Origin of the sequence: Streptomyces lavendulae subsp. lavendulae, assembly GCF_002803845.1 — a bacterium.
GTDB lineage: Bacteria > Actinomycetota > Actinomycetes > Streptomycetales > Streptomycetaceae > Streptomyces > Streptomyces lavendulae.
The window spans coordinates 3,030,360-3,055,923 of record NZ_CP024985.1; the positions used below are offsets into that span (position 1 = coordinate 3,030,360).

Annotated in this window: 22 protein-coding genes; 13 read left to right on the top strand and 9 right to left on the bottom strand. The window is 72.7% G+C overall.

The genetic code is table 11. The annotated features are described in order from the left end of the window. Positions 1–4 precede the first annotated feature (4 nt). Positions 5–1,207, bottom strand: coding sequence for an acetyl-CoA C-acetyltransferase (locus SLAV_RS12645; RefSeq protein WP_030235866.1), 1,203 nt, complete (start codon positions 1,205–1,207; stop codon positions 5–7). 135 nt (positions 1,208–1,342) lie between these two features. Between SLAV_RS12645 and mce the strand changes: the two genes are divergently transcribed. The 7 genes from mce to SLAV_RS12680 all read left to right on the top strand — a co-directional run bounded on the left by mce (position 1,343) and on the right by SLAV_RS12680 (position 11,754). After that, on the top strand, positions 1,343–1,771 hold the full coding sequence (gene mce / locus SLAV_RS12650) for a methylmalonyl-CoA epimerase (RefSeq protein ID WP_030235855.1): 429 nt from the start codon (positions 1,343–1,345) through the stop codon (positions 1,769–1,771). 180 nt (positions 1,772–1,951) lie between these two features. Beyond that, positions 1,952–6,607 carry a polarized growth protein Scy gene (scy, locus tag SLAV_RS12655; protein ID WP_030235852.1) on the top strand — a complete coding sequence of 1,552 codons (4,656 nt, stop codon included), beginning with the start codon at positions 1,952–1,954 and terminating at the stop codon, positions 6,605–6,607. A 194-nt stretch (positions 6,608–6,801) separates the two neighbouring features. Next, positions 6,802–7,740 carry a coiled-coil domain-containing protein gene (locus SLAV_RS12660; RefSeq protein WP_030235850.1) on the top strand — a complete coding sequence of 313 codons (939 nt, stop codon included), beginning with the start codon at positions 6,802–6,804 and terminating at the stop codon, positions 7,738–7,740. 86 nt (positions 7,741–7,826) lie between these two features. Then, entirely contained in the window at positions 7,827–8,819 is a 993-nt protein-coding gene (locus tag SLAV_RS12665; RefSeq protein ID WP_030235847.1) for an ABC transporter ATP-binding protein, read from the top strand. A 3-nt stretch (positions 8,820–8,822) separates the two neighbouring features. Further along, positions 8,823–9,599 (top strand): ABC transporter permease, encoded by a 777-nt coding sequence (locus SLAV_RS12670; RefSeq protein ID WP_030235844.1) that lies wholly within the window; start codon positions 8,823–8,825, stop codon positions 9,597–9,599. A 179-nt stretch (positions 9,600–9,778) separates the two neighbouring features. After that, the gene (locus SLAV_RS12675; RefSeq protein ID WP_030235841.1) at positions 9,779–10,903 is read left to right on the top strand and encodes an ABC transporter ATP-binding protein; all 1,125 of its coding nucleotides are present in this window, start codon (positions 9,779–9,781) and stop codon (positions 10,901–10,903) included. Beyond that, the gene (locus SLAV_RS12680; RefSeq protein ID WP_030235839.1) at positions 10,900–11,754 is read left to right on the top strand and encodes an ABC transporter permease; all 855 of its coding nucleotides are present in this window, start codon (positions 10,900–10,902) and stop codon (positions 11,752–11,754) included. Before SLAV_RS12675 ends, SLAV_RS12680 begins: the two co-directional genes overlap by 4 nt. Positions 11,755–11,766: 12 nt before the next feature. Here the strand turns inward: SLAV_RS12680 and SLAV_RS12685 are convergent, their stop codons facing one another. After that, positions 11,767–12,093, bottom strand: coding sequence for an Rv1322 family protein (locus SLAV_RS12685; RefSeq protein ID WP_030235836.1), 327 nt, complete (start codon positions 12,091–12,093; stop codon positions 11,767–11,769). A 243-nt stretch (positions 12,094–12,336) separates the two neighbouring features. Between SLAV_RS12685 and SLAV_RS12690 the strand changes: the two genes are divergently transcribed. Further along, on the top strand, positions 12,337–13,368 hold the full coding sequence (locus SLAV_RS12690; RefSeq protein ID WP_030235833.1) for an LLM class flavin-dependent oxidoreductase: 1,032 nt from the start codon (positions 12,337–12,339) through the stop codon (positions 13,366–13,368). Positions 13,369–13,473: 105 nt separating this feature from the next. Here the strand turns inward: SLAV_RS12690 and SLAV_RS12695 are convergent, their stop codons facing one another. After that, positions 13,474–13,866 carry an SCO5389 family protein gene (locus SLAV_RS12695; RefSeq protein ID WP_030235830.1) on the bottom strand — a complete coding sequence of 131 codons (393 nt, stop codon included), beginning with the start codon at positions 13,864–13,866 and terminating at the stop codon, positions 13,474–13,476. Positions 13,867–14,086: 220 nt separating this feature from the next. Between SLAV_RS12695 and nucS the strand changes: the two genes are divergently transcribed. After that, positions 14,087–14,758: an endonuclease NucS gene (gene nucS / locus SLAV_RS12700; RefSeq protein ID WP_030235827.1), complete on the top strand. Its 672-nt coding sequence runs from the start codon at positions 14,087–14,089 to the stop codon at positions 14,756–14,758. A 60-nt stretch (positions 14,759–14,818) separates the two neighbouring features. Here nucS and SLAV_RS12705 read toward each other — a convergent pair whose 3' ends face one another. From SLAV_RS12705 to SLAV_RS12715, 3 genes are all read right to left on the bottom strand, one after another. Further along, the gene (locus SLAV_RS12705; protein ID WP_051841245.1) at positions 14,819–17,470 is read right to left on the bottom strand and encodes an ATP-binding protein; all 2,652 of its coding nucleotides are present in this window, start codon (positions 17,468–17,470) and stop codon (positions 14,819–14,821) included. Between the two features lie 219 nt (positions 17,471–17,689). Continuing rightward, positions 17,690–18,013 carry an STAS domain-containing protein gene (locus tag SLAV_RS12710; protein ID WP_030235822.1) on the bottom strand — a complete coding sequence of 108 codons (324 nt, stop codon included), beginning with the start codon at positions 18,011–18,013 and terminating at the stop codon, positions 17,690–17,692. Positions 18,014–18,170: 157 nt separating this feature from the next. Beyond that, positions 18,171–19,019 carry a 3-hydroxyacyl-CoA dehydrogenase family protein gene (locus SLAV_RS12715; RefSeq protein ID WP_030235820.1) on the bottom strand — a complete coding sequence of 283 codons (849 nt, stop codon included), beginning with the start codon at positions 19,017–19,019 and terminating at the stop codon, positions 18,171–18,173. 225 nt (positions 19,020–19,244) lie between these two features. On the opposite strand from SLAV_RS12715, the gene SLAV_RS12720 reads away from it, so the two are divergent. Continuing rightward, positions 19,245–19,817, top strand: a complete 573-nt coding sequence (locus SLAV_RS12720; RefSeq protein ID WP_030235817.1) for a cob(I)yrinic acid a,c-diamide adenosyltransferase — start codon at positions 19,245–19,247, stop codon at positions 19,815–19,817. Between the two features lie 19 nt (positions 19,818–19,836). On the opposite strand, the gene SLAV_RS12725 is transcribed toward SLAV_RS12720, so the two are convergent. Beyond that, positions 19,837–20,421, bottom strand: a complete 585-nt coding sequence (locus tag SLAV_RS12725) for a hypothetical protein (RefSeq protein ID WP_030235814.1) — start codon at positions 20,419–20,421, stop codon at positions 19,837–19,839. 216 nt (positions 20,422–20,637) lie between these two features. Here SLAV_RS12725 and SLAV_RS12730 point away from each other — a divergent pair, with 216 nt between their 5' ends. The 3 genes from SLAV_RS12730 to SLAV_RS12740 all read left to right on the top strand — a co-directional run bounded on the left by SLAV_RS12730 (position 20,638) and on the right by SLAV_RS12740 (position 24,493). Further along, positions 20,638–21,795 (top strand): sensor histidine kinase, encoded by a 1,158-nt coding sequence (locus SLAV_RS12730; protein WP_051841258.1) that lies wholly within the window; start codon positions 20,638–20,640, stop codon positions 21,793–21,795. Beyond that, the gene (locus tag SLAV_RS12735) at positions 21,792–22,457 is read left to right on the top strand and encodes a response regulator (protein ID WP_030235809.1); all 666 of its coding nucleotides are present in this window, start codon (positions 21,792–21,794) and stop codon (positions 22,455–22,457) included. Before SLAV_RS12730 ends, SLAV_RS12735 begins: the two co-directional genes overlap by 4 nt. A 131-nt stretch (positions 22,458–22,588) precedes the next feature. After that, positions 22,589–24,493 carry a glycoside hydrolase family 18 chitinase gene (locus SLAV_RS12740; RefSeq protein ID WP_234333775.1) on the top strand — a complete coding sequence of 635 codons (1,905 nt, stop codon included), beginning with the start codon at positions 22,589–22,591 and terminating at the stop codon, positions 24,491–24,493. 72 nt (positions 24,494–24,565) lie between these two features. Here the strand turns inward: SLAV_RS12740 and SLAV_RS12745 are convergent, their stop codons facing one another. Next, positions 24,566–25,012 carry a DUF2550 domain-containing protein gene (locus SLAV_RS12745; RefSeq protein ID WP_030235804.1) on the bottom strand — a complete coding sequence of 149 codons (447 nt, stop codon included), beginning with the start codon at positions 25,010–25,012 and terminating at the stop codon, positions 24,566–24,568. 130 nt (positions 25,013–25,142) lie between these two features. Further along, a complete protein-coding gene (locus SLAV_RS12750; protein WP_030235802.1) occupies positions 25,143–25,517 on the bottom strand; it encodes a F0F1 ATP synthase subunit epsilon in 375 nt (124 codons plus the stop codon). Between the last annotated feature and the right edge of the window lie 47 nt (positions 25,518–25,564).

Sequence of the window (25,564 nt, forward strand, 5' to 3'; positions counted from 1 at the left end):
GCACCTACGCCTTCGGGACGCGGATCACGAGGGCGTCGCCCTGGCCGCCGCCACCGCAGAGCGCGGCCGCGCCCACGCCGCCGCCGCGGCGCTTGAGCTCCAGCGCCAGGTGCAGCACCACGCGGGCACCGGACATGCCGATGGGGTGCCCCAGGGCAATGGCGCCACCGTTGACGTTCACCTTTTCCGGGGTCACGCCGAGGTCCTTCATTGACTGGACGGCGACCGCCGCGAAGGCCTCGTTGATCTCGATGAGGTCCAGGTCGGAGACCTCCAGGCCCTCCTTCTCCAGCGCGTGCAGGATCGCGTTCGAGGGCTGCGACTGGAGGGAGTTGTCCGGACCGGCCACGTTGCCGTGGGCGCCGATCTCGGCGATCCACTCCAGGCCCAGCTCCTCGGCCTTGGCCTTGCTCATCACGACCACGGCGGCGGCGCCGTCGGAGATCTGCGAGGAGGTGCCGGCGGTGATCGTCCCGTCCTTGGCGAAGGCGGGACGCAGCTTGCCGAGCGATTCCACGGTGGTCTCCGCGCGGATGCCCTCGTCCGCGGTGAACAGCACCGGGTCGCCCTTGCGCTGCGGAATCTCGACCGGGGTGATCTCGGCCTCGAAGACGCCGTTCTTCTGCGCGGCGGCGGCCCGCTGGTGGGAGGCGGCCGCGAACGCGTCCTGCGGGGCGCGCTCGATGCCCAGCCGGGTGTTGTGCTTCTCGGTGGACTCGCCCATCGCGATGTTCTCGAAGGCGTCGGTGAGGCCGTCGTACGCCATGGCGTCGAGCATCTCGATCGCGCCGTACTTGAAGCCCTCGCGGGACTTCGGCAGCAGGTGCGGGGCGTTGGTCATCGACTCCTGGCCGCCCGCGACCACGATGTCGAACTCACCGGCGCGGATGAGCTGGTCGGCCAGGGCGATGGCGTCGAGGCCCGAGAGGCACACCTTGTTGATGGTGAGGGCGGGGACGTTCATCGGGATGCCCGCCTTGACGGCGGCCTGGCGGGCGGGGATCTGGCCCGCGCCGGCCTGGAGCACCTGGCCCATGATCACGTACTGGACCTGGTCGCCGGAGATGCCGGCCCGTTCCAGCGCCGACTTGATGGCGAATCCGCCGAGGTCGGCGCCCGAGAAGGACTTCAGCGAGCCGAGCAGACGCCCCATGGGCGTGCGGGCCCCGGCGACGATCACTGAAGTGGTGTTGTTCGTTCCGGACATGAGGCACAGCCCCTTGGATGAGGAGTGAACGAGGGTTTACCTGAATGTACTGAGCAGTACCCGCGCCGTCACCGGGCAGTCGGTGTGATCGCTGGCACGTTGCGTAACCACCCTCCGCGGCGGTGGACTGGACCCATGCTGACAAGAATCGACCACATCGGGATCGCCTGCTTCGACCTCGACAAGACCGTCGAGTTCTACCGTGCCACGTACGGCTTCGAGGTGTTCCACACCGAGATCAACGAAGAGCAGGGCGTGCGCGAGGCCATGCTCAAGATCAACGAGACCTCCGACGGCGGGGCCTCCTACCTCCAGCTCCTGGAGCCCACCCGCGAGGACTCCGCGGTGGGCAAGTGGCTGGCCAAGAACGGCGAGGGCGTCCACCACATCGCCTTCGGCACCGCGGATGTCGACGGCGACTCCGAAGCCATCCGGGGCAAGGGCGTACGGGTCCTCTACGACGAGCCGCGCACCGGCTCCATGGGCTCCCGGATCACCTTCCTCCACCCCAAGGACTGCCACGGAGTCCTCACCGAACTGGTCACCTCGAACCCTGATCACTGATGCCCCCATTCCCCGGCCGGTAGAGTGGCACTGGCTCGGCCGGGGTTCGGTGCGGAGACGGGGTCGGGGCCCGAACCCCTGCCCCGGTATCTGACACCATTCCCCGGGGGCGTCGTTCAGCGGGCGAGCGATGCTCAATTGGGAGTGAGCTTGCGACCAGGGGACGGATGGGACCGCGCTGTGCGGGGCTACGAAAGCCAGGAGAGCCATCAGGCCGAGGCCGACCATCTCTCGCGCTTCGAGGCCGAGATGGAGCGGCTGAAGAAGGAGCGCGGGAAGGCCGTCCAGCACGCAGAAGACCTGGGATACCAGGTCGAAGTGCTGCGCGCCAAGCTCCATGAGGTGCGCCGCAATCTCGCGTCCCGCCCCGCGTACGACGGCGCGGACATGGGGTACCAGGCGGAGCAGCTGCTCCGCAATGCCCAGGTGCAGGCCGACCAGATGCGCTCGGACGCCGAGCGCGAACTGCGCGATGCCCGGGCCCAGACCCAGCGCATCCTCCAGGAGCACGCCGAGCACCAGGCGCGCCTCCAGGCCGAGCTGCACACCGAGGCCGTCAACCGGCGCCAGCGCCTGGACCAGGAGCTCAACGAGCGCCGCCAGACGGTCGAGGCCCACGTCAACGAGAACGTCGCCTGGGCCGAGCAGCTGCGCGCCCGGACCGAGTCCCAGGCCCGCCGGCTCATGGACGAGTCCCGCGCCGAGGCCGAGCAGGCGCTGAACGCCGCCCGCGCCGAGGCCGCCCGGACCGTGGAGGAGGCCCGCCGCCGGCTCGCCGCCGACGCGGAGGCCGCCCGTACCGAGGCCGAATCCACGCTGCTGCGTGCCCGCAAGGAGGCCGAGCGGCTGCTCGCCGCCGCCTCGGCGCAGGCCCAGGAGGCCACCGAGCACGCGGAGCGGCTGCGCAGCAGCACCACCGCCGAAGCCGAGCAGACCCGGCAGCAGACCCTGGACCTCGGCCGGGTGGCCGAGGCCCGGGTCCAGGAGGCCGACGCGGCGCTGCGCACGGCCCGCGCCGAGGCCGAGACCCTGCTCGCGGACGCCAAGGAGAGCGCCGCCCGGCAGCTCGCCTCGGCGGAGTCCGTCAACGAGCAGCGCACCCGCACCGCGAAGGAGCAGGTCGCCCGGCTGGTCGGCGAGGCCACCAAGGAGACCGAGGCCCTCAAGGCCGAGGCCGAGCAGGCCCTGGCCGACGCCCGCGTGGAGGCCGAGCGGCTGCGCACCGAAGCGGGCGAGCAGGCCCGTACGGCCGCCGCCGAGGACACCGCCGCGCAGCTGGCGAAGGCCGCCCGCACCGCCGAGGACGTGCTCAACAAGGCCTCGGAGGACGCCCGGGCCACCACCCGCGCCGCCTCCGAGGAGGCCGAGCGGATCCGCCGCGAGGCGGAGGCCGAGGCCGAGCGGCTGCGTCTGCAGGCTGCGGCCACGGCCGACGAGCTCAAGGGCGCGGCGAAGGACGACACCGAGGAGTACCGGGCCCGTACCGTCGAACTCCAGGCTGAGGCCCGGCGGCTGCGCGGCGAGGCGGAACAGCTGCGCGCCGAGGCCGTCGCCGAGGGCGAGCGGATCCGCGGGGAGGCCCGCCGCGAGGCGGTCCAGCAGATCGAGGAGGCGGCCCGGACCGCCGAGGAACTGCTGGGCAAGGCCAAGGCGGACGCGGACGAGCTGCGCGGCGGTGCGACCGCCGAGAGCGAGCGGGTCCGCGCCGAGGCCGTGGAGCGGGCGACGACCCTGCGCCGGCAGGCCGAGGAGACCCTGGAGCGCACCCGCGCGGAGGCCGACCGGCTGCGCGCGGACGCCGAGGAGCACGCCGAGGCCCTGGTCGCCGAGGCGGACGCGGCCGTACGGGCGCGGCGCGAGGAGACCGAGCAGGCACTGGCCGCGAAGCGGGCGGAGGCCGATCAGGAGCTCGTGCGCCTGCACACGGACGCCGAGGGACGGCTGGCCACGGCGGAGCAGACGCTGCGCGACGCACGCGCCGCGGCGGAGGGCATCCGCAAGGAGACCACCGAGGAGAACGACCGGCTGCGCGCCGAGGCGGCGGAGCGGATCCGTACCCTCCAGGCACAGTCGGAGGCGGAGGCCGAGCAGCTGCGCACGGAGGCCGCGCAGGACGCGGGCCGGGTCCGCGCGGAGGCCGAGCAGGTGTCCGTACGGCTGCGCGCCGAGGCGGAGACCGAGTCGGAGCGGCTGCGCGCCGAGGCGCAGGAGACCGCGGACCGGCTGCGCGCCGAGGCCAAGGCGGCCGCCGAGCGGGTCGCGGCGGAGGCCGCGGAGGCCCTCGCGGCCGCCCAGGAGGAGGCCGCGCGCCGTCGCCGGGAGGCCGAGGAGACCCTGTCGGCGGCCCGTACGGACGCGGGCAACGAGCGGGCCCAGGCCCGTGAGCAGAGCGAGGAACTGCTGGCGCAGGCGCGCAAGCGCTCGGAGGAGGCGCAGGCCGAGGCGGTCTGGCTGACCGAGGAGGCGGAGAGCCGCGCCGCGGAGCTGGTCGCGGCGGCGGAGGCCACCGCCCAGCAGGTGCGGGACTCCGTGGCCGGCCTGCACGAGCAGGCCGAGGAGGAGGTCGCCGGACTGCGCAGCGCGGCCGAGCACGCGGCGGACCGTACGCGTACGGAGGCCGAGGAGGAGGCGGACCGGGTCCGCGCCGAGGCCCGTGCGGACCGCGAGCGGGCGGCCGAGGACGCGGCGCGCCTGCGCAGCGAGGCCCGCGTCGAGACGGACGCGGCGAAGGCCCTGGCGGAGCGCACGGTCGGCGACGCGATCGCCGAGGCCGAGCAGCTGCGCGCGGATACGGCGGAGTACGCCCAGCGGGTGCGCACGGAGGCGACGGACGCCCTGGCGGCGTCCGAGCGCGACGCGGCGCGGACCCGGGCGGACGCCCGCGAGGACGCGAACCGGATCCGCGGCGAGGCGGCGGAGTCCCTGGAGTCCGCGCGCGCCGAGGGCGGCCGGATCGTCACCGAGGCCACCGCCGAGGCGGAGCGGCTCACGGAGGAGACCCTGGCGGCGAACGCGCTGACGGTCGACGAGGCACGGGCGGAGGCCGAGCGGCTGACCGCGGAGGCGGAGCAGGCGGCCGAGGCCACCCGCGCCGAGGCCGCGGCCACCCTGGACGAGGCCCGAGCCGAGGGCAACCGGCTCCGTACGGAGGCCGCCGAGCAGGCGGACCGGCTCATCACCGAGGCCACGGCCGAGGCGGAGCGGCTCACGGAGGAGACCCGTGCGGCCAACGAGCTGACGGTCGGCGAGGCGCAGGAGGCGGCCGACGCGCTGCGCGCCGAGGCGGCGGACACCCTCGACGAGGCCCGCGCCGAGGCGAACCGGCTGCGCACCGAGGCCGCCGAGCAGGCGGACCGGCTCATCACCGAGGCCACCGCGGAGGCGGAGAAGCTCACGGCGCAGGCGGCGCAGACGCTGGCCGCGGCCGAGCGGGATTCCACGAGGATCCTGGTCGACTCCCGTGCCGAGGGCGACCGGCTGGTCGAGGAGACCCGCGCGGCCAACGAGCTGACGGTCGGCGAGGCGCAGGAGGCGGCCGACGCGCTGCGCGCCGAGGCGGCGCAGACCCTGGACGAGGCCCGCGCGGAGGGCGGCCGGATCATCGGCGAGGCCACCGCGGAGGCGGAGCGCGTCACGGTCGCGGCGAACGAGACCCTGGCGGGCGCGGAGCGGGAGGCCGAGCAGACGCTCGACGAGGCCCGCACCGAGGCGGGCCGGGTGCGCACCGAGGCCGCCGAGCAGGCGGACCGGCTCATCACCGAGGCCGTCACCGAGGCGGAGAAGCTCACCGAGCAGACCCGCAAGGACAACGAGCGGACGGTCGGCGAGGCGCAGAACGAGGCCGAGCGGCTGCGTGCCGACGCGGCGGAGGCGCTGGCCTCCGCGCAGGAGCACGCGACGCGGACCCGGTCCGAGGCGGAGCGGGTCAAGGCCGAGGCGGCGACCGACGCGGAGCGCACGCGCACCGAGACCCGTGAGGAGTCGGAGCGGCTGCTGGACGAGGCGCGCGAGGAGGCCAACAAGCGCCGCACCGAGGCCGCGGAGCAGGTGGACCGGCTCATCACGGAGGCGGCGGCGGAAGCCGAGAAGCTCACCTCCGAGGCGGGCCGCCAGGCCCTCGCCGCCACCACGGCGGCCGAGGAGCAGGCCGACGCGATGGTCGACGCGGCGCGCAAGGAGGCCGCGCGGATCACTTCGGAGGCGACCGTCGAGGGCAACTCCCTGGTGGAGAAGGCCCGTACCGACGCCGACGAGCTGCTGGTCGGGGCGCGTACGGACGCCGCGGCCATAAGGGAGCGGGCGGAGGAGCTGCGCGGCCGGGTGGAGTCCGAGGTCGAGGAGCTGCACGAGCGCGCCCGCCGGGAGTCGGCGGAGCAGATGAAGTCGGCCGGCGAGCGCGTGGACAAGCTGGTGCGCGCGGCGACGGAGCAGAGCGTCGAGGCGGAGGCCAAGGCCAAGGAGCTGGTGTCGGACGCGAGCAGCGAGGCGAGCAAGGTCCGCATCGCGGCCGTGCGCAAGGCCGAGGCGCTGCTCAAGGAGGCCGAGCAGAAGAAGGCCGACCTGTCGCGGCAGGCCGAGAAGGCGCTCGCCGAGGCGCAGGCGGAGGCCGAGCGGCTCGTCGACGAGGGCCGTCGTGAGCTGGAGGTCCTGGTGCGCAGGCGCGAGGACATTCAGGCGGAGATCTCCCGTGTCCAGGACGTTCTTGAGGCGTTGGAATCATTCGAGGCACCTTCGGGTGGCGGAAAGCCCGCATTGGGTGGCCAGGGCGCGGGGGGCGTGAAGGCCGGAGCAACAGCGGGTTCCACTCGTTCGGGTGGCAAGGCGTCAGAGGGGTAGTCAGAAGACGGGATGTGTGCTTCTGAGGGAGGTTCAGGCGAAGGAGTGACAAGCATTCTGCCGTCTTGCCACTCAAAAGGGGTGTCATTGTCCAGGGCAAACCCGGATTGACTCGATGACACGCCGCCCGGGCGCCTAGGATTCCCCTTAACACCTCACGTAGCACCTCATCGGTCTCATTCGACAGGAACCCCATGAGCGACACTTCCTCCCCCTTCGGCTTCGAGCTCGTGCGGCGTGGTTACGACCGCGGTCAGGTGGACGACCGCATTACCAAGCTGGTCTCCGACCGCGACAGCGCACTTGGACGCATCAACTCTCTGGAAAAGCGCATCGAGGAGCTACACCTCGAAACGCAGAACGCCCAGGCCCAGGTGAGCGACGCCGAGCCGTCGTACGCCGGTCTGGGCGCCCGGGTCGAGAAGATCCTGCGACTGGCCGAGGAGGAGGCGATGGACCTTCGCGAGGAGGCCCGTCGCGCGGCCGAGCAGCACCGTGAGCTGGCGGAGTCGGCCGCCCAGCAGGTGCGCAACGACGCCGAGTCGTTCGCGGCGGACCGCAAGTCGAAGGCGGAGGACGAGGGCGTCCGCATCGTCGAGAAGGCCAAGGGCGACGCCTCCACCCTGCGCGCCGAGGCCCAGAAGGACGCGGCCTCCAAGCGCGAGGAGGCCGACGCCCTGTTCGAGGAGACCCGCGCCAAGGCCGCCCAGGCCGCCGCGGACTTCGAGACCAACCTGGCCAAGCGGCGGGAGCAGTCCGAGCGCGACCTGGCCTCGCGTCAGCAGAAGGCCGAGAAGCGCCTCGCGGAGATCGAGCACCGCGCGGAGCAGCTGCGCCTGGAGGCCGAGAAGCTCCGTACGGACGCCGAGCGCCGGGCCCGCCAGACCGTGGAGACCGCGCAGCGCCAGGCCGAGGACATCGTCGCCGACGCGAACGCGAAGGCCGACCGGATCCGCAGCGAGTCCGAGCGCGAGCTGGCGGCGCTCACCAACCGCCGCGACTCCATCAACGCGCAGCTGACCAACGTCCGCGAGATGCTGGCGACTCTGACCGGCGCGGCCGTGGCCGCGGCCAACCCGATCGTCGACGACGAGCCCGTGTCCCGGGGCGTGCCGGCGCAGCAGAGCCGCTGAGCCGCCGGTAGACGGACTCACGGTGTCGGGCCGTACGTCACTCTTTTGAGGTGGCGTACGGCCCTTCGGCGTTCTAGCGTGGCCGCATGATCGAGCTTGAGGGCCTTACCAAACGATTCGGCGCGAAGACCGCCGTGGACAACCTCAGCTTCCAGGTCAGACCGGGGGTGGTGACCGGCTTCCTCGGCCCCAACGGGGCGGGGAAGTCCACGACCATGCGCATGATGCTCGACCTCGACAACCCGACCAACGGTACGGTCCGGATCGACGGCAAGCACTACCGGGACCTGACGGAACCGCTGAAGCACATCGGGGCGCTGCTGGACGCGAAGGCCATGCACGGCGGCCGCAGCGCGTACAACAACCTCCTCTGCCTGGCCGAGTCGAACCGGATCCCGCGCAGCCGCGTGGCCGAGGTCCTGGACCTCGTCGGCCTGACGCCGGTGGCGAAGAAGAAGTCGAAAGGATTTTCGCTCGGAATGGGCCAGAGGCTGGGAATCGCCTCCGCCCTGCTCGGGGATCCGGAGATCCTCATGTTCGACGAACCCGTCAATGGTCTGGACCCGGAGGGAATTCTCTGGATCCGCAATCTTATGAAGGGGCTGGCCGCCGAGGGGAGGACGATCTTCGTCTCCTCCCATCTGATGAGCGAAATGGCCCTGACCGCGGACCATTTGGTGGTGATCGGACAAGGGAGGCTCCTTGCCGACTTGTCGATGTCCGATTTCATCCAGCAGAACTCGCGCAGTTACGTGCGCCTGCGCACCCCACAGCAGGAACGGCTGAAGGACGTCCTGCACGAGGCCGGGATCGACGCCGTCAGCGTGCCCGCCACCGGAGCCCTGGAGATCGACGGGGTCCCGGCGGAGCGGCTCGGCGAGCTGGCCGCCCAGCACCAGATCGTGCTGCACGAACTCAGCCCGCAACGGGCTTCACTGGAGGAAGCGTTCATGCGCATGACGGCGGACTCCGTCGAGTACCACGCCCACGCGCCGGGGACCACCGCGCCCGCGGGCGCGGCCACCGCCGCCCCCGCCTGGGGCGCCGGCTACGAGGCGACGCGCGAAGGCGGCGAGTGACCCATGGCCTTCACCGCCGTCCTCAAGTCCGAGTGGACCAAGATCCGCACGGTCGCCTCCACGAGCTGGACCCTGGCCTGCGCCCTGCTGGTCACGGTCGGCATCAGCGCACTGCTCTGCTCCTTCGTCTCGTCCCGCTTCAAGGACATGTCCGCCGCGGAGAAGCTGACCTTCGACCCGACCATGACCAGCTTCGCGGGCATGTCCCTCGGCCAGCTGGCGATGATCGTCTTCGGGGTCCTGGTGGTCGGCACCGAGTACAGCTCGGGCATGATCCGCACCTCGCTGGCCGCCGTGCCCCGGCGCGCGAGCTTCCTCTTCGGCAAGCTCACGGTCGCCACCGCCCTGGCGCTGGTCGTGGGTCTCGCCACCAGCTTCCTGTCCTTCTTCCTCGGCCAGGCCCTGCTGGGCGACCACGGCATCGGCATCGGCGAGGACAACGTCCTGCGCGCGGTGGCCGGGGCCGGGGTGTACATGGCCCTGATCGCGCTGTTCTCGATGGGCGTGACCGCCGTCCTGCGCAGCTCGATCCTGGCGCTCGGCATCCTGATGCCGTTCTTCTTCCTGATCTCGACGATCCTCGGGGCCTTCGAGGCGACCCGGAAGGTGGCCCAGTACTTCCCGGACCAGGCCGGCTCCAAGATCATGGAAACCGTCACGGACACCACGAACCAGGTCCACGCTCCCTACGGCCCCTGGGGCGGACTCGGGATCATGCTCCTGTGGGTGCTGGCGGCCGTACTCGGCGGATACCTGGTGCTCAAGAAGCGCGACGCGTGAGGGACGGGAGTGACCCGGCGTCCTCCTTGTGACGGACGCCTCCCGTACTACGGGACATCCCGGAGCCGGATCTCAGGGAGAGCTCAGGGATCCGGCCCGGGAGGGAACCACGCAGGACTCGATATCCTCTTAAGGCGTACGCGGGCGAGAGCCGTCCCGGCCTGGCAAGGGGCAGCACGATGATCGAGGCAGTCGGCCTGACCAAGCGCTTCGGCGCCAAGACCGCCGTCGACGGGCTTTCCTTCCAGGTCAAGCCGGGCCACGTCACCGGATTCCTCGGGCCCAACGGCTCCGGGAAGTCCACCACCATGCGCATGATCCTCGGCCTGGACCGGCCCACCGCCGGGCAGGTCACGATCAACGGCCTGCCCTTCCGGGAGCTGCCGAACGCCCAGCGGCACGTCGGGGCCCTGCTCGACGCCAAGGCCGTGCACGGCGGCCGGCGGGCCCGCGCGCACCTGCTGTCCATCGCCCAGCTCTCCGGGATCCCCGAGAAGCGGGTCGACGAGGTCCTGGGCGTGGTCGGGCTCCAGGACGCGGCCCGCCAGCGCACGAAGGGCTTCTCCCTCGGCATGGGGCAGCGGCTCGGCATCGCCACCGCCCTCCTCGGCGACCCTCAGGTCCTGCTCTTCGACGAGCCGGTCAACGGCCTCGACCCCGAGGGCATCCTCTGGGTCCGCAACCTGATGCGCCAGCTCGCCGCCGAGGGCCGTACCGTGTTCGTCTCCTCACACCTGATGAGCGAGATGGCGCTGACCGCCGACCACCTGATCGTGATCGGCCGGGGCCGGCTGCTGTCCGACATGAGCACCCAGGACTTCATCACCCACAACTCGGCCGGATTCGCCCGGGTCCGCGTGGCGGGCAACGGCCCCGACGGCCGGGTCATCCTGGGGACGGCGCTGACGAAGGCGGGCGGCCGGGTGCTCCAGGAACCCGACGGCGCCCTGCGGGTGACCGGGCTGGAGCTGCCCCGCATCAGCGACCTCGCGCACGAGACCGGCGTACGCCTGTGGGAGCTGTCCCCGCACCGGGCCTCGCTGGAGGAGGCCTACATGCGGATGACCCAGTCCTCCGTCGAGTACACCTCCACCGACGACCCGCGCGCGGAGCTGTGGGAGCCCGAGCCGCTGACCGTCCCGGACTGGGAGGAGGAGGTGCAGGCCCCCGTGGTCCCCGCCGAGACCGCGGCGAGCTTCTTCGCTCCCCCGCCCCCCGGATCCGCCGCGCGGCCCTTCCTGATGCCCGGCAGCCCCGCCGATCTCGCCCCCGCCGCCCAGAACAGCCCCGAGGAACCCCGATGACCGCCACCGCCGACGCGACCCCGGCCGCGAGCGCGCGGCAGGACGGGGGCTACAGCTCGCCGCTGCCCACCCCGCGGCCCCACCTCGGGCACGCCCTGGCCTCGGAGTGGACCAAGCTGACCTCCGTGCGCTCCACCGTGTGGACACTCGGCTCCCTCGTGGCCCTGGTCGTCGGCATCGGCGTCTTCGCCGTGCTGCAGACCGGTTCCGCCGACTACAAGTCGATCCCCTTCGTCGCGCCCGCCCTCTTCGGCATGATGGTGGGCCAGCTCGCCGTCATGGTGCTCGGAGTGCTGACCGTCTCCTCCGAGTACGGCACCGGCCTGATCCGGACCACCCTCACCGCCGCCCCGGACCGGCTGCGGGTGCTCACCGCCAAGTACCTCGTCTTCGGCGCGGTCGCCTTCGGGGTCACCCTGGGCTCGGTGGCGTTCGTGGGCATCTCCGCCGCCCTCCTGCGCAACGGCCCCGAGGCCGGGTACCACGGCGCCGGCGAGTGGGTGGGCGCCTTGGGCGGCTGCCTCTACGTGACCCTGCTGGGCGTCCTCGCGCTCGCCGTCGGCGCCCTCGTACGGCACTCGGCCGGCGGGATCGCCATCATGCTCGGCCTGGTCACGATGCCCCCGGTCCTCGGGGCGATCCTCACGGGGTGGCCCGTCAGCAGGGAGATCGGTCTGACGGTGGTCCGCTACAACGCGCCGATGGGGCTGATCCAGCTCTTCGGGCTGCCCAACAGCGGCATGGACGGCAGCCCGACCCCCAGCGACCTGGCCCAGCTGGGGCTGCTGGTCCTGGTGACCGCGCTCGCCGTCACCGCCTCGTACGTGGTGGTGCGCCGCCGCGACGTCTGAGCCCCGGGCCGGTCAGTACCTCGGCGCGTTGCGGGACCGCTGCACCTTCGAGGTGCGGCGGTCCTTCGCGTTCCAGCAGGCCTTGTGCCAGTGCCGCCGGTCGTCCACGCCGCCGTACTCGGGCCAGGCCACCAGGTGCGGGGTGCCCGAGGGGATCTCCTGGTCGCAGCCGGGGCAGCGGTAGCGCTTGCCCGCGGCGCTCGCCCCCGCCACGTGCCGGACCTTCCACTCCTCGCCCTGGTACTCCTCGGTCCGCTCCAGGCCGTACCGGTCGAGGCCGGTCGCAGGTCGTTCGTCCGGAGTCTCGCCGCCCCTGGGGCGGTTGTGGCGCGGTGACACGTATACCTCACGAATGGGCGGCCGACAGTGACTTTCTCCCAGACTACGCGCAGCGAGCCCGGGTACCCGCAGGGTGGCGGACGGAGGCCGGACCCATAAGAGAACCGGCCCGACAATCTCAATAACTTTGCTGTCAGACCGTGCCTTTGGCACGTGTCAGACGTTGTTGCCATCAGATGCTGATGTCATCAACGAGTCGGTCCACCTGGGGGAGGCCGCGTCAGCCGCGAGGAGGCTAAGGCGATGCGCGTAGGAGCGTTTGTACTGGCGGCCCAGTTCCCGGGCCAGGGACAGGGCGAGGCACTGCACCGGGCGGTGCGGACCGCCGAGGTGGCCGAGGAGGCCGGACTGGACTCCGTCTGGCTGGCCGAGCACCATTTCGTGCCGTACGGCGTCTGCCCGTCGGCGGTGACCCTGGCGGCCCTGCTGCTGGGCCGGACCCGGCGGCTGCGGGTCGGCACGGCGGTGAGCGTGCTGCCGAGCACGCACCCGGTGGCCCTCGGGGAGCAGGCGGCCCTGCTCCACGTCACCTCGGGCGGCCGGTTCACCCTGGGGGTGGGCCGGGGCGGGCCGTGGGTGGACCTGGAGGTGTTCGGGGCCGGCCTGGAGGCCTACGAGACGGGCTTCCCCGAGGACCTCGACCTGTTGCGCCGCTGGCTGACCGAGCCCCGGGTGGGCGCCGCCGGGGCGCGGCACGGCTTCCGCGAGGTGGCCGTCGTACCGTGCCCGGCGCAGGCCCTGGACGGGGACGGGAGTGGGCCGGAAGTGATCGTCGCCTGCACCTCCCCGACGTCGGTGCGCCTCGCCGCCGAGCGGGGGCTGCCGATGCTGCTGGGCATGCACAGCGGGGACGAGGAGAAGGCGGAGATGGTCGCGCTGTGGGGGCGGACCGCGCGGGAGGCGGGCCACTCCCCCGAGACCGTACGGGCGGCCGGGCACGTGTCGGCCGGGGTGTGCCAGCTGGCGGACCGCACGGCGGACGCCCGGGAGGCCCTGCTCAAGGCGATGCCGGGCTGGCTCCGGCAGGGCCTGGACGCCCATGTGACGGTGGACGGCCGGCAGCGCTCGATGCGCGACCCCGTCGCCTACACCGAGCTCCTGTGCGACCTGCATCCGGTCGGCAGCCCCGCCCTGGCCGCGGACCGGCTGGCGGCGACGGCCGAGCGCACCGGTATCACGCGCTTCGCCCTGCTGACCGAGGGCTCCGGCGACCTCGCGGCGACGGAGGAGAACGTGCGGCGGCTCGGCACGGAGGTGCTGCCGCTGCTGGTGTGACGCGGGCGGGACGCGGCGGTCCCGGGTCCGGGGACGGGCCTGGGCTGCCGCTCCGGTGTCAGTCGCACCTCCCGCGACACGGAGCGGCAGCGGAGTACGGTCCCGCTAGCAGTCGCGCAGTTCCGGCGACTGGTTGAGCAGCTGGCCGCGGATGGACGTGAACTTGGCCAGCCGGTCGTCCACCGAGGGATCGAGCGGGAACACCGCTACCCGGTGGCAGTTCTGGAATGCCAGGCGCACCCCGAAGTGCCGCTGCAGCGCACCGCGTATCGCGTCACTCGCGAGCGCGCGCAGCAGCTGCCCACGGGCCTGCTCGTCCGGCGGCGGCGTCTGGTTGTCGGCGAACTCTCCGCCCTCAACCTCCAGCTGGGCCGTCAACGAGCTGATCATCTCCCATGCGTAGGGCAGGGAGGTCCGGACGCAGTCGACGAATGCGGCTTCGTCGACCTCGCCTCGCTCGGCCTGTTCGAGTAGGGCCGGTGAGACGTCGAGCGACATGGGTTCTCCTCTCGTGACCCCGGACGATTGGGTTGCCGGAGTCTTACGGGCAGGGAGGGAGGCCGCGACGCAGCGTGCACGCTCGGCAACCTCCCGCTCACCACGGTAGGCGCCCGCCGGGTACCGCACCAGGAGAATGCGCATACAACGCGCCATCGGCGAACGGGGCTTTCAGGGGCGAATCGCGTGGAGGCCTTCTCGTCGAGTAGCGTTGCCGACCATGCGTCTCGTCATTGCCCGCTGCTCCGTCGACTACGCGGGCCGGCTCACCGCCCATCTGCCCTCGGCACCCCGTCTGATCCTCGTGAAGGCCGACGGCAGTGTCTCGATCCACGCGGACGACCGAGCGTACAAACCGCTCAACTGGATGTCCCCGCCGTGCACCCTCAAGGAGGGGACCGGAGACGACGCGGGCGTCTGGACCGTCGTCAACAAGGCGGGCGAGAAGCTCATCATCACCATGGAAGAGGTCCTCCACGACTCCTCCCACGAGCTGGGCACCGACCCCGGGCTCATCAAGGACGGCGTCGAGGCGCACCTCCAGGAGCTGCTCGCCGACCGCATCGACACCCTGGGCGACGGGTACACCCTGATCCGGCGGGAGTACATGACGGCGATCGGCCCCGTGGACATCCTGTGCCGGGACGCCTCGGGTGCGACGGTGGCGGTGGAGATCAAGCGCCGTGGGGAGATCGACGGGGTCGAGCAGCTCACCCGGTACCTGGAACTCCTCAACCGCGACCCGCACCTGGCGCCGGTCCGGGGGATCTTCGCGGCCCAGGAGATCAAGCCGCAGGCGCGGGTGCTCGCCAACGACCGCGGCATGGACTGCGTGGTCCTCGACTACAACGCCCTGCGCGGCATCGAGGACGACAAGCTCCGCCTCTTCTGAGCCGGTCCTTCCGACCGTGCGACGGCCCCCCGAGCGACTGCTCGGGGGGCCGTCGTCGTGTCAGGCCGTCGCCGGCGTGCTCGGGGACCCGGGTGCGCCCGGGATCTGGGGCGCGGTCGGGGACTGGGCCGCCGTCGAGGTGGCCGGGGGCGTCGCGGGAGAGGTGGCCGGCGGGGGCTCGGTCGGCGTCGTCGACGGGGGGTGCGAGACCGGCGGCTCCGGGGAGGCCGGGGGCTTGGCCGGCGGGGTCGTCGCCGGCTTCGTCGCGGGCGGGGTCGTCGCCGGGGGCGGCTGCGGACCGTTCGTACGGGCGGGCGGGGTCGGCTGCCCGGACTGCCCCGTGCCCGGCTCCGGCGCGGAGGGCTCCGACCGCGGCGGGGGCGAGGAGGCGCCCGGCTCGGGGGCGGGGTCGTTGCCGCCGCCGCCCGGCACCTGCGGCTGGACCGCGGGCGGGCCGTCCGGGGTCGAGGACACGGTGGGCGCCTGCGGCTGCTCCTGGTCCTCGGAGGCCAGCGCCAGGCCGACGACCGTGCCGAGTGCGACCACCGTGAGCGCCCCGGCGGCAGCCAGCAGCACCGTCTTGCGCCGCCCCGCCGGTTCGGGCTCCGGCCGGCCGGAGGCGGCCGGCGGCGCGAGCTGCGGGAGCTTGGGGAAGGCGTCCTCGAACACCTGCGACAGGGTCGTCGGGGTGGACGCGGGCGACGGCTGCCGCCCGATCACCGGGGTGATCCGGGTGACGGCCTCCGATCCCTCGGGCGCGAGGGGCGCGACGGGCGCGACCGCGTCCGGCTTCACCGTCGAGACGGGCGGCGTCGGAACCGTCAGGGCGGTCGATGCGGCGGTCGGTGCGGTCGGCGCCGCCGCCGCCGGAGCCGCCTGCCCCGTCAGCGGCGTCGGAACCGTCGGTGCCGCCGCACCCGTCGGTGCCGGAGCCAGGGCCGAAGGCTGCTTCCGGGCCGGTATCGCGGCCCCGGGGAAGGCCGCGGGAGCGGCCCCGGGGAGGTTCACCGGCGGTTCCAGCCGCAGCGGCGGCGAGACCTCCACCCCCAGCGCCTCCCGGTCGGTGACCAGCGCCAGGGCCCGGCGTCCCGCCACCGTGCCCCGCTTGTCCGCGAGCGCGCCGCGCAGCCCGATGGAGGCCTCCAGCTCCGCACGGGCCCGGTCCAGGCGCCCCTCGCAGAGCGCGAGCACGCCGAGTTCGTGGTGGAAGTAGGCCTGTTCGGCGACCTCTCCCGCCTTCCGCGCGGCCTCGGCGCCCGCCCGCAGCACCCGCTCCCACGCCTCCCAGTGCAGGGAGGCCGCGAAGGCCGGCGCCGCCGTGCGGGCCAGGAGTACGGCCGCCACCACATCGGCCCCGGCCAGCGCGGCCAGCACCGCGTCGGCCTCGGCGGCGACCCGCTCCGGGGTCACCGAGGCGTGCCCGGTCCACCAGGCGTAGTGCCGGGCGGCGGTGCGGGCCTCCTCGGCGGCGGTGTCCCCGTACCCGGCCTCCTCCAGCTGCCGGGCGACCCCCTCCGCGAGGCGGTGGCGCGGCCCGACGGGGGTGATCAGCCCGCAGCCCAGCAGTTCCGCGACGGCCGAGTCGGCGTGCGTGTCCCCGACGAGCGCGGGCAGGTGCGCGTGGTGCGGGAGCTCGCCGCCGAGCGCGCAGGCGATCCGCAGGGCGGCCCGTGCCGACTCGCTGACCCGGGAGGCCAGCAGTTCGGCGGGGGCCGCACCCTCCGCGAGGGTGGGCAGCGGCACGTGGGCGGGCTCGCGGGGGCGCTCCTCGAAGACCCCCGGCTCCTCGTCCTCGTCCTGGGCGGACAGCCGGTTGATCTCGTCGCGCTGCCGCAGCAGGGCGGCGGCCTGGACGAAGCGCAGCGGCAGCCCCTCGGAGGCGAAGCGCAGGTCGCCCGCCCAGGCGGTCTCCTCGTCGGTCAGCGGCCTGCCGGTGCCCGCCTCCAGCAGGGCCGCGCAGTCGGCGCGGCCGAGGCCGCCGAGGAAGACCTCCTCCAGGTGCGTGTCGTCGGAGGGGGACTTGGTGTCGGGGGCGGCGGCGAGCAGGTAGGCGCATTCGGGGGTGGCGCGCAGCAGTTCATCCAGGGCGGCGCCGCCCAGCTCCAGGTCGTCGAGGAGGACGACGGCGCCGATCTCACCGGCCCGCGCGAGGAGTTCCGTACGGTCCGGGCGCCTGTCGGGGGCCTCGTACACGGCGGCGTAGAGGGCGTACAGCAGCTCGGCCGGCTGCTGGAGGCCGTACCCGCTCAGCCGGACGACGCCGTCGGGGGCGAGGCCGGCGCAGTCGCGGGCGACGAGGTCGAGGAGGGCGGAGCGGCCGGATCCGGCGGGCCCGGTCAGCCGGACGGAGCGTCCGCGCCCCAGCAGCCGGGCGATCCGCTCCCGTTCCTCGGCACGGCCGAGGAGGGGGACGGCGGGTACGGGCGGTCCCGGGAGCGCCGGGGGCCGTGCGGCGGTGTCCCGGGCGGCGCGGGAGGCCGCGTCGCGCTTGGCGGGGCCACGGCGGGCGGCGGGGGCCGAGGTGGGGCGCAGGGGCTCGATCTCGCTGCCGTCGACGGGGTTGACGGTGAGGGTGAAGTCCCCCGCGGTCAGGGTCACGATCCGGGCGGGGGCGAGGGGGGCCGGGGGCGAACCGGCGGGTCCGCCCGCGGGCACGTGCGCGGCCGGTCCGCCCTGCTCGGGCTGCCCCTGCGTACCGTCCGTACGGTCCATGACCAAGTCCCCCGATCGCGTCGCGCGCCGCCGTCGTCGCCGCCGTCCTTACGCCCGGCTTCGCTCGCGCCGCTGTCGCTACTCGTCCGGTTTCCGCCCGAACCCTAGACCGTGGCCGGGCGCGCGGGAACCGCAGGGGTGCCTTCACCACCGGACCGTTACGTTTCTTCCGGATACGTCCGGTGCGGAACGCGGGGGTCCGCCATGGCGGACGGCCGCTCAGACCCGGGGCAGGGATTCCGCTTCCAGCCCGCCCTCGATCGCCAGGATCCGGTGCAGCCGGGTCGCCACCAGGAGGCGCTGCATCCGGTCCGGCACCCCGCGCAGGACGAGGCGCCGGCCGCTGCGCCCGGCCCGCCGGTGGGCTCCCATGATCACGCCGAGTCCGGTCGCGTCCCAGGAGTCCAGTCCGGTCAGGTCGAGCACGAGGTCGCCGTGGCCGTCGTCGAGGGCGGTGTGCAGGACCGTACGGGCGTCCGCCGCGCTGCGCACGTCGAGGCGACCCCCGACAGCGAGTTCGGCGTGGTCGCCCCTGATGTGCATGTGTGCTCCCCGGCTGTACTGCGTGCGTGTGGTCCGATAGATCCGTGGTCGGCAACTCTCACTGCAACTGACTGCCCCGCGGGCGGGGAAGTTGCCGACTGTGAGCGAACCGATACCTAATTCACCCCATAGGGTGCGGAGATTCGAACGTTCGTTCTCAGTGCTTGTAGAAGCCCTGTCCGCTCTTGCGGCCGATGTCGCCCGCGTCGACCATGCGGCGCATCAGCTCCGGCGGCGCGAACTTCTCGTCCTGCGACTCGGTGTAGATGTTGCTGGTGGCGTGCAGCAGGATGTCGACGCCGGTGAGGTCCGCGGTGGCCAGCGGCCCCATCGCGTGGCCGAAGCCCAGCTTGCAGGCGATGTCGATGTCCTCGGCGGAGGCGACGCCCGATTCGTACAGCTTCGCGGCCTCGACCACGAGCGCGGAGATCAGACGGGTCGTCACGAATCCGGCGACGTCGCGGTTGACGACGATGCAGGTCTTGCCGACGGACTCGGCGAACGCGCGGGTGGTGGCGAGGGTCTCGTCGCTCGTCTTGTAGCCGCGGACCAGCTCGCAGAGCTGCATCATCGGGACGGGCGAGAAGAAGTGCGCGCCGACGACCCGCTCCGGACGCTTCGTCACGGCCGCGATCTTGGTGATCGGGATGGCGGAGGTGTTGGAGGCCAGCACCGCGTCCTCGCGCACCAGGTCGTCCAGGGTGCGGAAGATCTCGTGCTTGACCTCCAGCTTCTCGAAGACCGCTTCGACGACGATGTCCACGTCCGCGACCGCGTCGAGGTCGGTGGTCGTCGTGATCCGGGCGAGCGCCGCCTCGGCGTCCTCGGCCGTCATCTTGCCCTTGGCCACGAACCGGTCGTACGAGGCCTTGATCCCGTCGGTGCCACGGGTCAGCGCGGCGTCGGTGACGTCCCGCAGGACGACGTCCCACCCCGCCTGAGCGGAGACCTGAGCGATCCCGGAACCCATCAGTCCGGCACCGATGACGGCGAGCTTCCCAGCCACTGCACACCCCTCGTTTCCCATGCGGGCCAGTCTCATGGCCTCTCCGGCGGAGACTAGCGCCCGGGAGGGACGGTGTGACCGTGAAGTAACACGCGTCACGTCTCAGATGACGGACATCACACCGGGACGGCTCAGCAGCCGTGCACCGCCCCCCAGTTCACCCGCCGCTGCCCGGCGGGGTGGCGGCGGTGCGGGTCTCCGGCGGCCCCGCACTACCCTGGCCGCATGGTGAACCTGACGCGTATCTACACCCGTACCGGCGACCAGGGCACGACCGCCCTCGGCGACATGAGCCGTACGCGCAAGACCGACCTGCGCATCTCCGCGTACGCCGACACCAACGAGGCCAACGCCGCGATCGGCACCGCCATCGCGCTGGGTTCCCTGCCGGAGCCGGTCGTCAAGGTGCTCGTCCGGATCCAGAACGACCTCTTCGACGTCGGCGCCGACCTGTGCACCCCGGTGGTCGAGGACCCCCAGTACCCGCCGCTGCGCGTCGAGCAGTTCTACGTCGACAAGCTGGAGGCCGACTGCGACGCCTTCAACGAGGAGCTGGAGAAGCTGCGCAGCTTCATCCTCCCCGGAGGCACCCCCGGCGCGGCCCTGCTGCACCAGGCCTGCACCGTGGTCCGGCGCGCCGAGCGCTCGACGTGGGCGGCGCTGGAGGAGCACGGCGAGGTGATGAACCCGCTGACGGCCACCTACCTCAACCGCCTCTCCGACCTCCTGTTCATCCTGGCCCGTACGGCCAACAAGGAGATCGGCGACGTGCTGTGGGTGCCCGGCGGCGAGCGCTAGCCCGGACGCCCGACCGGGCCTAGCGGTCCTTTCCGGCCAGGATCCCCTCCTCGCCGGAGGCCCGCTCCGCGCCCGCCGGGGCCTTGCGGGGCCAGAGCGAGTAGGTCGCGGCGACCACCACCTGGATGCCCAGGACCCGCAGGGCCACCAACTGCCAGTCCCTCAGGGCTCCGGTGTCGGCGGCGTCACCGACGTACCAGACGCCGGCCTGGAGCAGGGCGAGCGCGACGGCGGCGCCCGCAAGGGTCCGCGCCCACAGCTTCCACTCATGGACCGCGCGCTCCCGGCCGTACTTCGCGCCCGGCGGTTTCGGGCCACCGGCGAGGCGGTGGGCGGCGTGCCCGTCGAGCCACTTCACGGTGTAGTGCCCGTAGCCGACGGTGTAGCCGAGGTAGAGGGCGGCCAGGCCGTGCCTCCAGCTCGGCTCGCCGCCGTTCTTCAGGTCCATGAAGGAGGCCACCAGCAGCACCAGCTCCAGCAGCGGCTCGCACAGCAGCACGGCGGCCCCCAGCCTCGGCATCCTCAGCAGATACCGCAGCGCCAGCCCCCCGGCCAGCAGGACCCAGAAGCCGACCTCACAGGCGATGATCAGCGCGACGAGCACGTCCCCGCCTCCCTTCCTCTCGCTTCCCCCGTGGTTCCCTCCATCCTTCCGGCCGCCGTGCCCGGACGCCTCCTCACCGGTGACGAATCCCGACTGCATCCTTCGGTGTAGCGCCGTCTCCGCCCCGGTACCGAGGCCGCGCCGCCCGGCACCGTGTTGGATGGGACGGTGACACCCGAGATCCCCCGCCCCCGCCGCGACGACGCCCTGATCGCGATGATCAGCACCCTCGCCGGTCTCCTGCTGTGGTCGCTCGGGGTCCACAGCACCGGCCCCGGGGGCACCGGCTACCGGCACCAACTGCCCGACTGGGCGGCACTGGTCCCTCTGCTGACGGCCGGCGGCATGGAGCTGCTGCGCCGCACCGTGCCGAACGTCACCCTGGTCGTCGGCGCCCTCGCGGTGGTCGCCGACCAGTTCACGGTGGGCAGCATCGCCACCGTCGTGATGTTCACCGACCTGATGTACGCGGCCGTCGTCTACGGCACACCCGCCATGGCCCGGCGCCTGCCGGTCGGCACCGGCCTGATCACCGTCGTCGTCACGATCGCCGCCGTCGCCTTGCTGCGCACCCCGCAGGCCCTGCTGATCGGCGTGCTCACCGGCATCGTCAGCTTCGCCCCCGCCCTGACCGGCGCCACCCTGCGCAACCACCGGGAGGCCGCCGAGGCCGCCCGGCTGCGCGCCGAGCAGACGGCGCTGCTGGCCGAGATGGACCGTACGCAGGCGGTAGCGGGCGAGCGGGCCCGGATGGCCCGGGAACTGCACGACATGGTGGCCAACCACCTTTCGGCGATCGCCATCCACTCCACCGCCGCGCTGTCCATCGACTCCCCCGCCACCAGCCGCGAGGCCCTCGGCGTGATCCGCGAGAACAGCGTCCAGGGACTGGCCGAAATGCGACGGCTGATCGGTCTGCTGCGCGATGCGGGCGCCGGGCAGGAGGCGGTGGCCGTGCCCTCGCTGGACGGGCTGGAGGCGCTGGTCGGGCAGGCCCGCACCAACGGGGCGTCGAGCGGGCTGGACTTCGTGCTCGACGACACCCGGGCGGACGGCCCGGCGCCGCCGGCCCCGGTGGAGCTGGCGGCGTACCGGATCGTGCAGGAGTCGCTGACCAACGCCCTCAAGCACGCGACCCCCGGCACCGTCGCGATCAGGGTGGCCCACGAGGACGGCGGGACGCTGCTGACGGTGGGCGTGGACTCCCCCTACGGAGACCGGTCCGGCCCCCGCGCCCCCGGCTCCGGGGCGGGGCTGATCGGCATGCGCGAGCGGACGGAACTGCTCGGCGGCACGTTCACGGCGGGACCGGCCGGACCCGTCTGGCAGGTGCGGGCGGCCTTGCCCGCGGAGGAGAAGGCGGTACGGGAATGACCATCAGGGTCGTGGTGGCCGAGGACCAGCGCGCGGTACGGGCCGGCCTCGTGCTGATCCTGCGCAGCGCCGGGGACGTCGAGGTGGTGGGCGAGGCGGCCGACGGCGAGGAGGCGGTGCGCCTGGCCCGCGAGCTGCGGCCGGATCTCGTCCTCATGGACGTGCAGATGCCCCGTCTGGACGGGGTGTCGGCCACCCGGCAGGTGGTCGCGGAGGGCTTGGCCGACGTCCTCGTCCTGACCACCTTCGACCTGGACGAGTACGTCTTCGGGGCGCTGCGCGCGGGGGCCTCGGGCTTCCTGCTGAAGGACGCGGACGCGGCGGAGCTGATCGCGGCGGTGCGGACGGTGGCGCGCGGCGAGGGGCTGATCGCCCCGGCGGTGACCCGCCGCCTGATCGCCGAGTTCGCGGCGCCGCATCCGGTACGGGGCTCCGCGCTCCCGCAGACGGCGGAGGCGGTGGAGTCGCTGACGCGGCGCGAGCGGCAGGTGCTCGGCGCTCTGGGCGAGGGGCTGTCGAACGCGGAGATCGCCGTCCGGCTGGACATGGCGGAGGCCACGGCGAAGACGCACGTCAGCCGTCTCCTGAACAAGCTGGGTCTGCGCAGTCGGGTTCAAGCAGCCGTATTGGCAGGGGAGTTGGGGATCCAGCTCGATACCTGAGGTGAGGTCTGGACCTCTTGACGCTTGGTCCAGACCTTTCTAATCTCACCGCAACACTGTGGTGAGCGTGCCATGTCAAAGGCCCCGGCCCACGACACCGCGTGCTCACGGGCGGCGCAGGTCCCACCCCCATGCAGCAGTCGGCCCCGCGACTGCTGCGGACCTACGGAGGAGCACCCTTGAGCACAGCACCCCCACGACGCATCCGCCTGTTCCGGAGGCTGGCCGCCACGGCGGCCGCCCTCGCCCTGCCCGTCGCCGGCCTCGTCGGCCTGGCCGGCCCCGCCCAGGCCGCCGCCTCGGCGACCGCCACCTTCACCAAGGTCTCCGACTGGGGCTCCGGCTTCGAGGGCAAGTGGACGGTGAAGAACACCGGCACCACCACGCTCAGCAGCTGGACCGTGGAGTGGGACTACCCCTCCGGCACCTCGGTCACCTCCGCCTGGGACGCCACCGTCACCAGCTCCGGCACCCACTGGACGGCCAAGAACGTCGGCTGGAACGGCACCCTCGCCCCCGGCGCCACCGCCAGCTTCGGCTTCAACGGGGCGGGCCCCGGCGCCCCCTCCGGCTGCAAGGTCAACGGCGGCTCCTGCGAGGGCGGCACCACCCCCACCGACACCCCGCCCTCGGCCCCCGGCACCCCCACCGCCACGGGCGTCACCGAGACCGCGCTGACCCTGTCCTGGCCGGCGGCCACCGACGACAAGGGCGTCAAGAACTACGACGTCTACAGGGGCGGCACCAAGCTCACCACCGTCGCCGGAACCACCTTCAACGACAGCGGCCTGACCAAGGGCACCACGTACAGCTACACGGTCACCGCCCGGGACACCGCCGACCAGACCGGCCCCTCCTCCGGCGCCCTCTCCGTCACCACCCCGGGCGGCGGCACCGACCCCGGCAACCCGGGCGACCCGGGCGCCAGGGTCAAGCTCGGCTACTTCACCGACTGGGGCGTCTACCAGCGCAACTACCACGTGAAGAACCTGGTCACCTCCGGCACGGCGGCCAAGATCACCCACATCAACTACGCGTTCGGCAACGTCCAGAACGGCAAGTGCACCATCGGTGACTCCTACGCCGACTACGACAAGGCCTACACCGCCGACCAGAGCGTCGACGGCGTCGCCGACACCTGGGACCAGCCCCTGCGCGGCAACTTCAACCAGCTGCGCAAGCTGAAGGCCAAGTACCCCGGTATCAAGGTCATCTACTCCTTCGGCGGCTGGACCTGGTCCGGCGGCTTCGGCCAGGCCGCCCAGAACCCGGCCGCCTTCGCCCAGTCCTGCTACGACCTGGTCGAGGACCCCCGCTGGGCGGACGTCTTCGACGGGATCGACATCGACTGGGAGTACCCCAACGCCTGCGGGCTGTCCTGCGACACCAGCGGCGCCGCCTCCTTCAAGAACCTGATGTCGGCCCTGCGCACCAAGTTCGGCGGCTCCAGCCTGGTCACCGCCGCGATCTCCGCCGACGGCTCCAACGGCGGCAAGCTCGACCTCGCCGACTACGGCGGCGCCGCCCCGTACGTCGACTTCTACAACGTCATGACGTACGACTTCTTCGGCGCCTGGGACGCCAAGGGCCCGACCGCCCCGCACTCCCCGCTGACCTCCTACACCGGGATCCCGATCGCCGGCTTCAACTCCGAGGCCGCCATCACCAAGCTCAAGGGCAAGGGCATCCCCGGCTCCAAGCTCAACCTCGGCATCGGCTTCTACGGCCGCGGCTGGACCGGCGTCACCCAGGACGCCCCCGGCGGCACCGCCACCGGCCCCGCGCCCGGCACCTACGAGCAGGGCATCGAGGACTACAAGGTCCTCAAGGGCAGCTGCCCCACCACCGGCACCGTCGCCGGCACCGCCTACGCCAAGTGCGGAAGCAACTGGTGGAGCTACGACACCCCCGCCACCATCGCCGGGAAGATGTCCTGGGCCAAGCAGCAGGGCCTCAAGGGCGCCTTCTTCTGGGAGTTCAGCGGAGACACCGCGAACGGCGAGCTCGCGAGCGCCATCCACACCGGCCTGCAGTAGCAGCCGCCCCCGGGACGCGCAGAAGCCGGGGGGACGGGTCCGCCCCCGTCCCCCCGGCTTCTTCCACGCGTCCTACGCGACGTTCACCCGCTGGCCGGGAGGCGCCGCCTCCAGCCAGGCCAGGAAGCCGGTCAGCGCGTCCTCGCTCATCGCCAGCTCCAGGCGGGTCCCCCGGTGGGAACAGCCGAGCACGATCGCGTCGGACAGCAGGGCCAGCTCCTCCTCGCCCTCGGGCGCACGGCGGGCGAGCACCTCGATCGAGGAACGCTCCAGCAGCCGGCGCGGGCGCGGGGAGTACGAGAACACCCGGAACCACTCGATCCGGTCACCGCTGTAGCGCGCGACCCCGTAGACCCAGCCCTTGCCGGAGACATCGGGCTCGTCGGCCATGCCCCAGCGCAGGCTGCAGTCGAAGGTCCCGCCGGAACGCTGGATGAGTCTGCGGCGCAGGCCGAAGACAAACAGCCCGATCACCACCAGGGCTACGACCAGGCCGCTCACAAGCAGAGCGAGGAGCATCTTCACCGACCTCCTCGCTCATCGAAATCCCGCAAAAAACAAAACGGATCCGCATCGCCTCAGCCGCGACCCGGTCTGGAAAATTCCAGCACGGACCGCGGCTGAGGTCACACACTCTTCGGTACGGGGCTCAGTGCCCCGTCACCGCGCGCAGCCGGACATCGGCGCGACGTTCGGCGGCCGCGTCGGCCTCCGACTTCGCGCGCTCCAGTGCCCGCTCCGCCCGCTGGACGTCGATCTCGTCCGCGAGCTCGGCGATCTCGGCCAGCAGGGACAGCTTGTTGTCCGCGAACGAGATGAATCCGCCGTGTACCGCGGCGACGACAGTGGCGCCCTCGCTGGTACGGATGGTCACCGGGCCCGATTCCAGCACACCGAGAAGCGGCTGGTGACCGGGCATGACGCCGATGTCGCCGGACGTGGTGCGGGCGACAACAAGGGTGGCCTCGCCGGACCAGACATTGCGGTCCGCCGCGACCAGCTCGACGTGCAGCTCAGCAGCCAAGGTGGCTCCTCGGGTCACCACCCGGCGGGTCAGCCGGGTGTTGGGTC

Excerpts from the sequence above, each read along its gene's own strand:
- SLAV_RS12660 (WP_030235850.1), top strand. The coding sequence starts at position 6,802 with ATGAGCGACACTTCCTCCCCCTTCGGCTTCGAGCTCGTGCGGCGTGGT.
- SLAV_RS12665 (WP_030235847.1), top strand. The coding sequence starts at position 7,827 with ATGATCGAGCTTGAGGGCCTTACCAAACGATTCGGCGCGAAGACCGCC.
- SLAV_RS12720 (WP_030235817.1), top strand. The coding sequence starts at position 19,245 with ATGGTGAACCTGACGCGTATCTACACCCGTACCGGCGACCAGGGCACG.
- SLAV_RS12680 (WP_030235839.1), top strand. The coding sequence starts at position 10,900 with ATGACCGCCACCGCCGACGCGACCCCGGCCGCGAGCGCGCGGCAGGAC.
- SLAV_RS12695 (WP_030235830.1), bottom strand. The coding sequence starts at position 13,866 with ATGTCGCTCGACGTCTCACCGGCCCTACTCGAACAGGCCGAGCGAGGC.
- nucS (WP_030235827.1), top strand. The coding sequence starts at position 14,087 with ATGCGTCTCGTCATTGCCCGCTGCTCCGTCGACTACGCGGGCCGGCTC.
- SLAV_RS12740 (WP_234333775.1), top strand. The coding sequence starts at position 22,589 with ATGCAGCAGTCGGCCCCGCGACTGCTGCGGACCTACGGAGGAGCACCC.
- SLAV_RS12735 (WP_030235809.1), top strand. The coding sequence starts at position 21,792 with ATGACCATCAGGGTCGTGGTGGCCGAGGACCAGCGCGCGGTACGGGCC.
- SLAV_RS12675 (WP_030235841.1), top strand. The coding sequence starts at position 9,779 with ATGATCGAGGCAGTCGGCCTGACCAAGCGCTTCGGCGCCAAGACCGCC.
- SLAV_RS12645 (WP_030235866.1), bottom strand. The coding sequence starts at position 1,207 with ATGTCCGGAACGAACAACACCACTTCAGTGATCGTCGCCGGGGCCCGC.
- mce (WP_030235855.1), top strand. The coding sequence starts at position 1,343 with ATGCTGACAAGAATCGACCACATCGGGATCGCCTGCTTCGACCTCGAC.
- SLAV_RS12690 (WP_030235833.1), top strand. The coding sequence starts at position 12,337 with ATGCGCGTAGGAGCGTTTGTACTGGCGGCCCAGTTCCCGGGCCAGGGA.
- SLAV_RS12705 (WP_051841245.1), bottom strand. The coding sequence starts at position 17,470 with ATGGACCGTACGGACGGTACGCAGGGGCAGCCCGAGCAGGGCGGACCG.
- SLAV_RS12710 (WP_030235822.1), bottom strand. The coding sequence starts at position 18,013 with ATGCACATCAGGGGCGACCACGCCGAACTCGCTGTCGGGGGTCGCCTC.
- SLAV_RS12670 (WP_030235844.1), top strand. The coding sequence starts at position 8,823 with ATGGCCTTCACCGCCGTCCTCAAGTCCGAGTGGACCAAGATCCGCACG.
- SLAV_RS12730 (WP_051841258.1), top strand. The coding sequence starts at position 20,638 with ATGATCAGCACCCTCGCCGGTCTCCTGCTGTGGTCGCTCGGGGTCCAC.
- SLAV_RS12745 (WP_030235804.1), bottom strand. The coding sequence starts at position 25,012 with ATGCTCCTCGCTCTGCTTGTGAGCGGCCTGGTCGTAGCCCTGGTGGTG.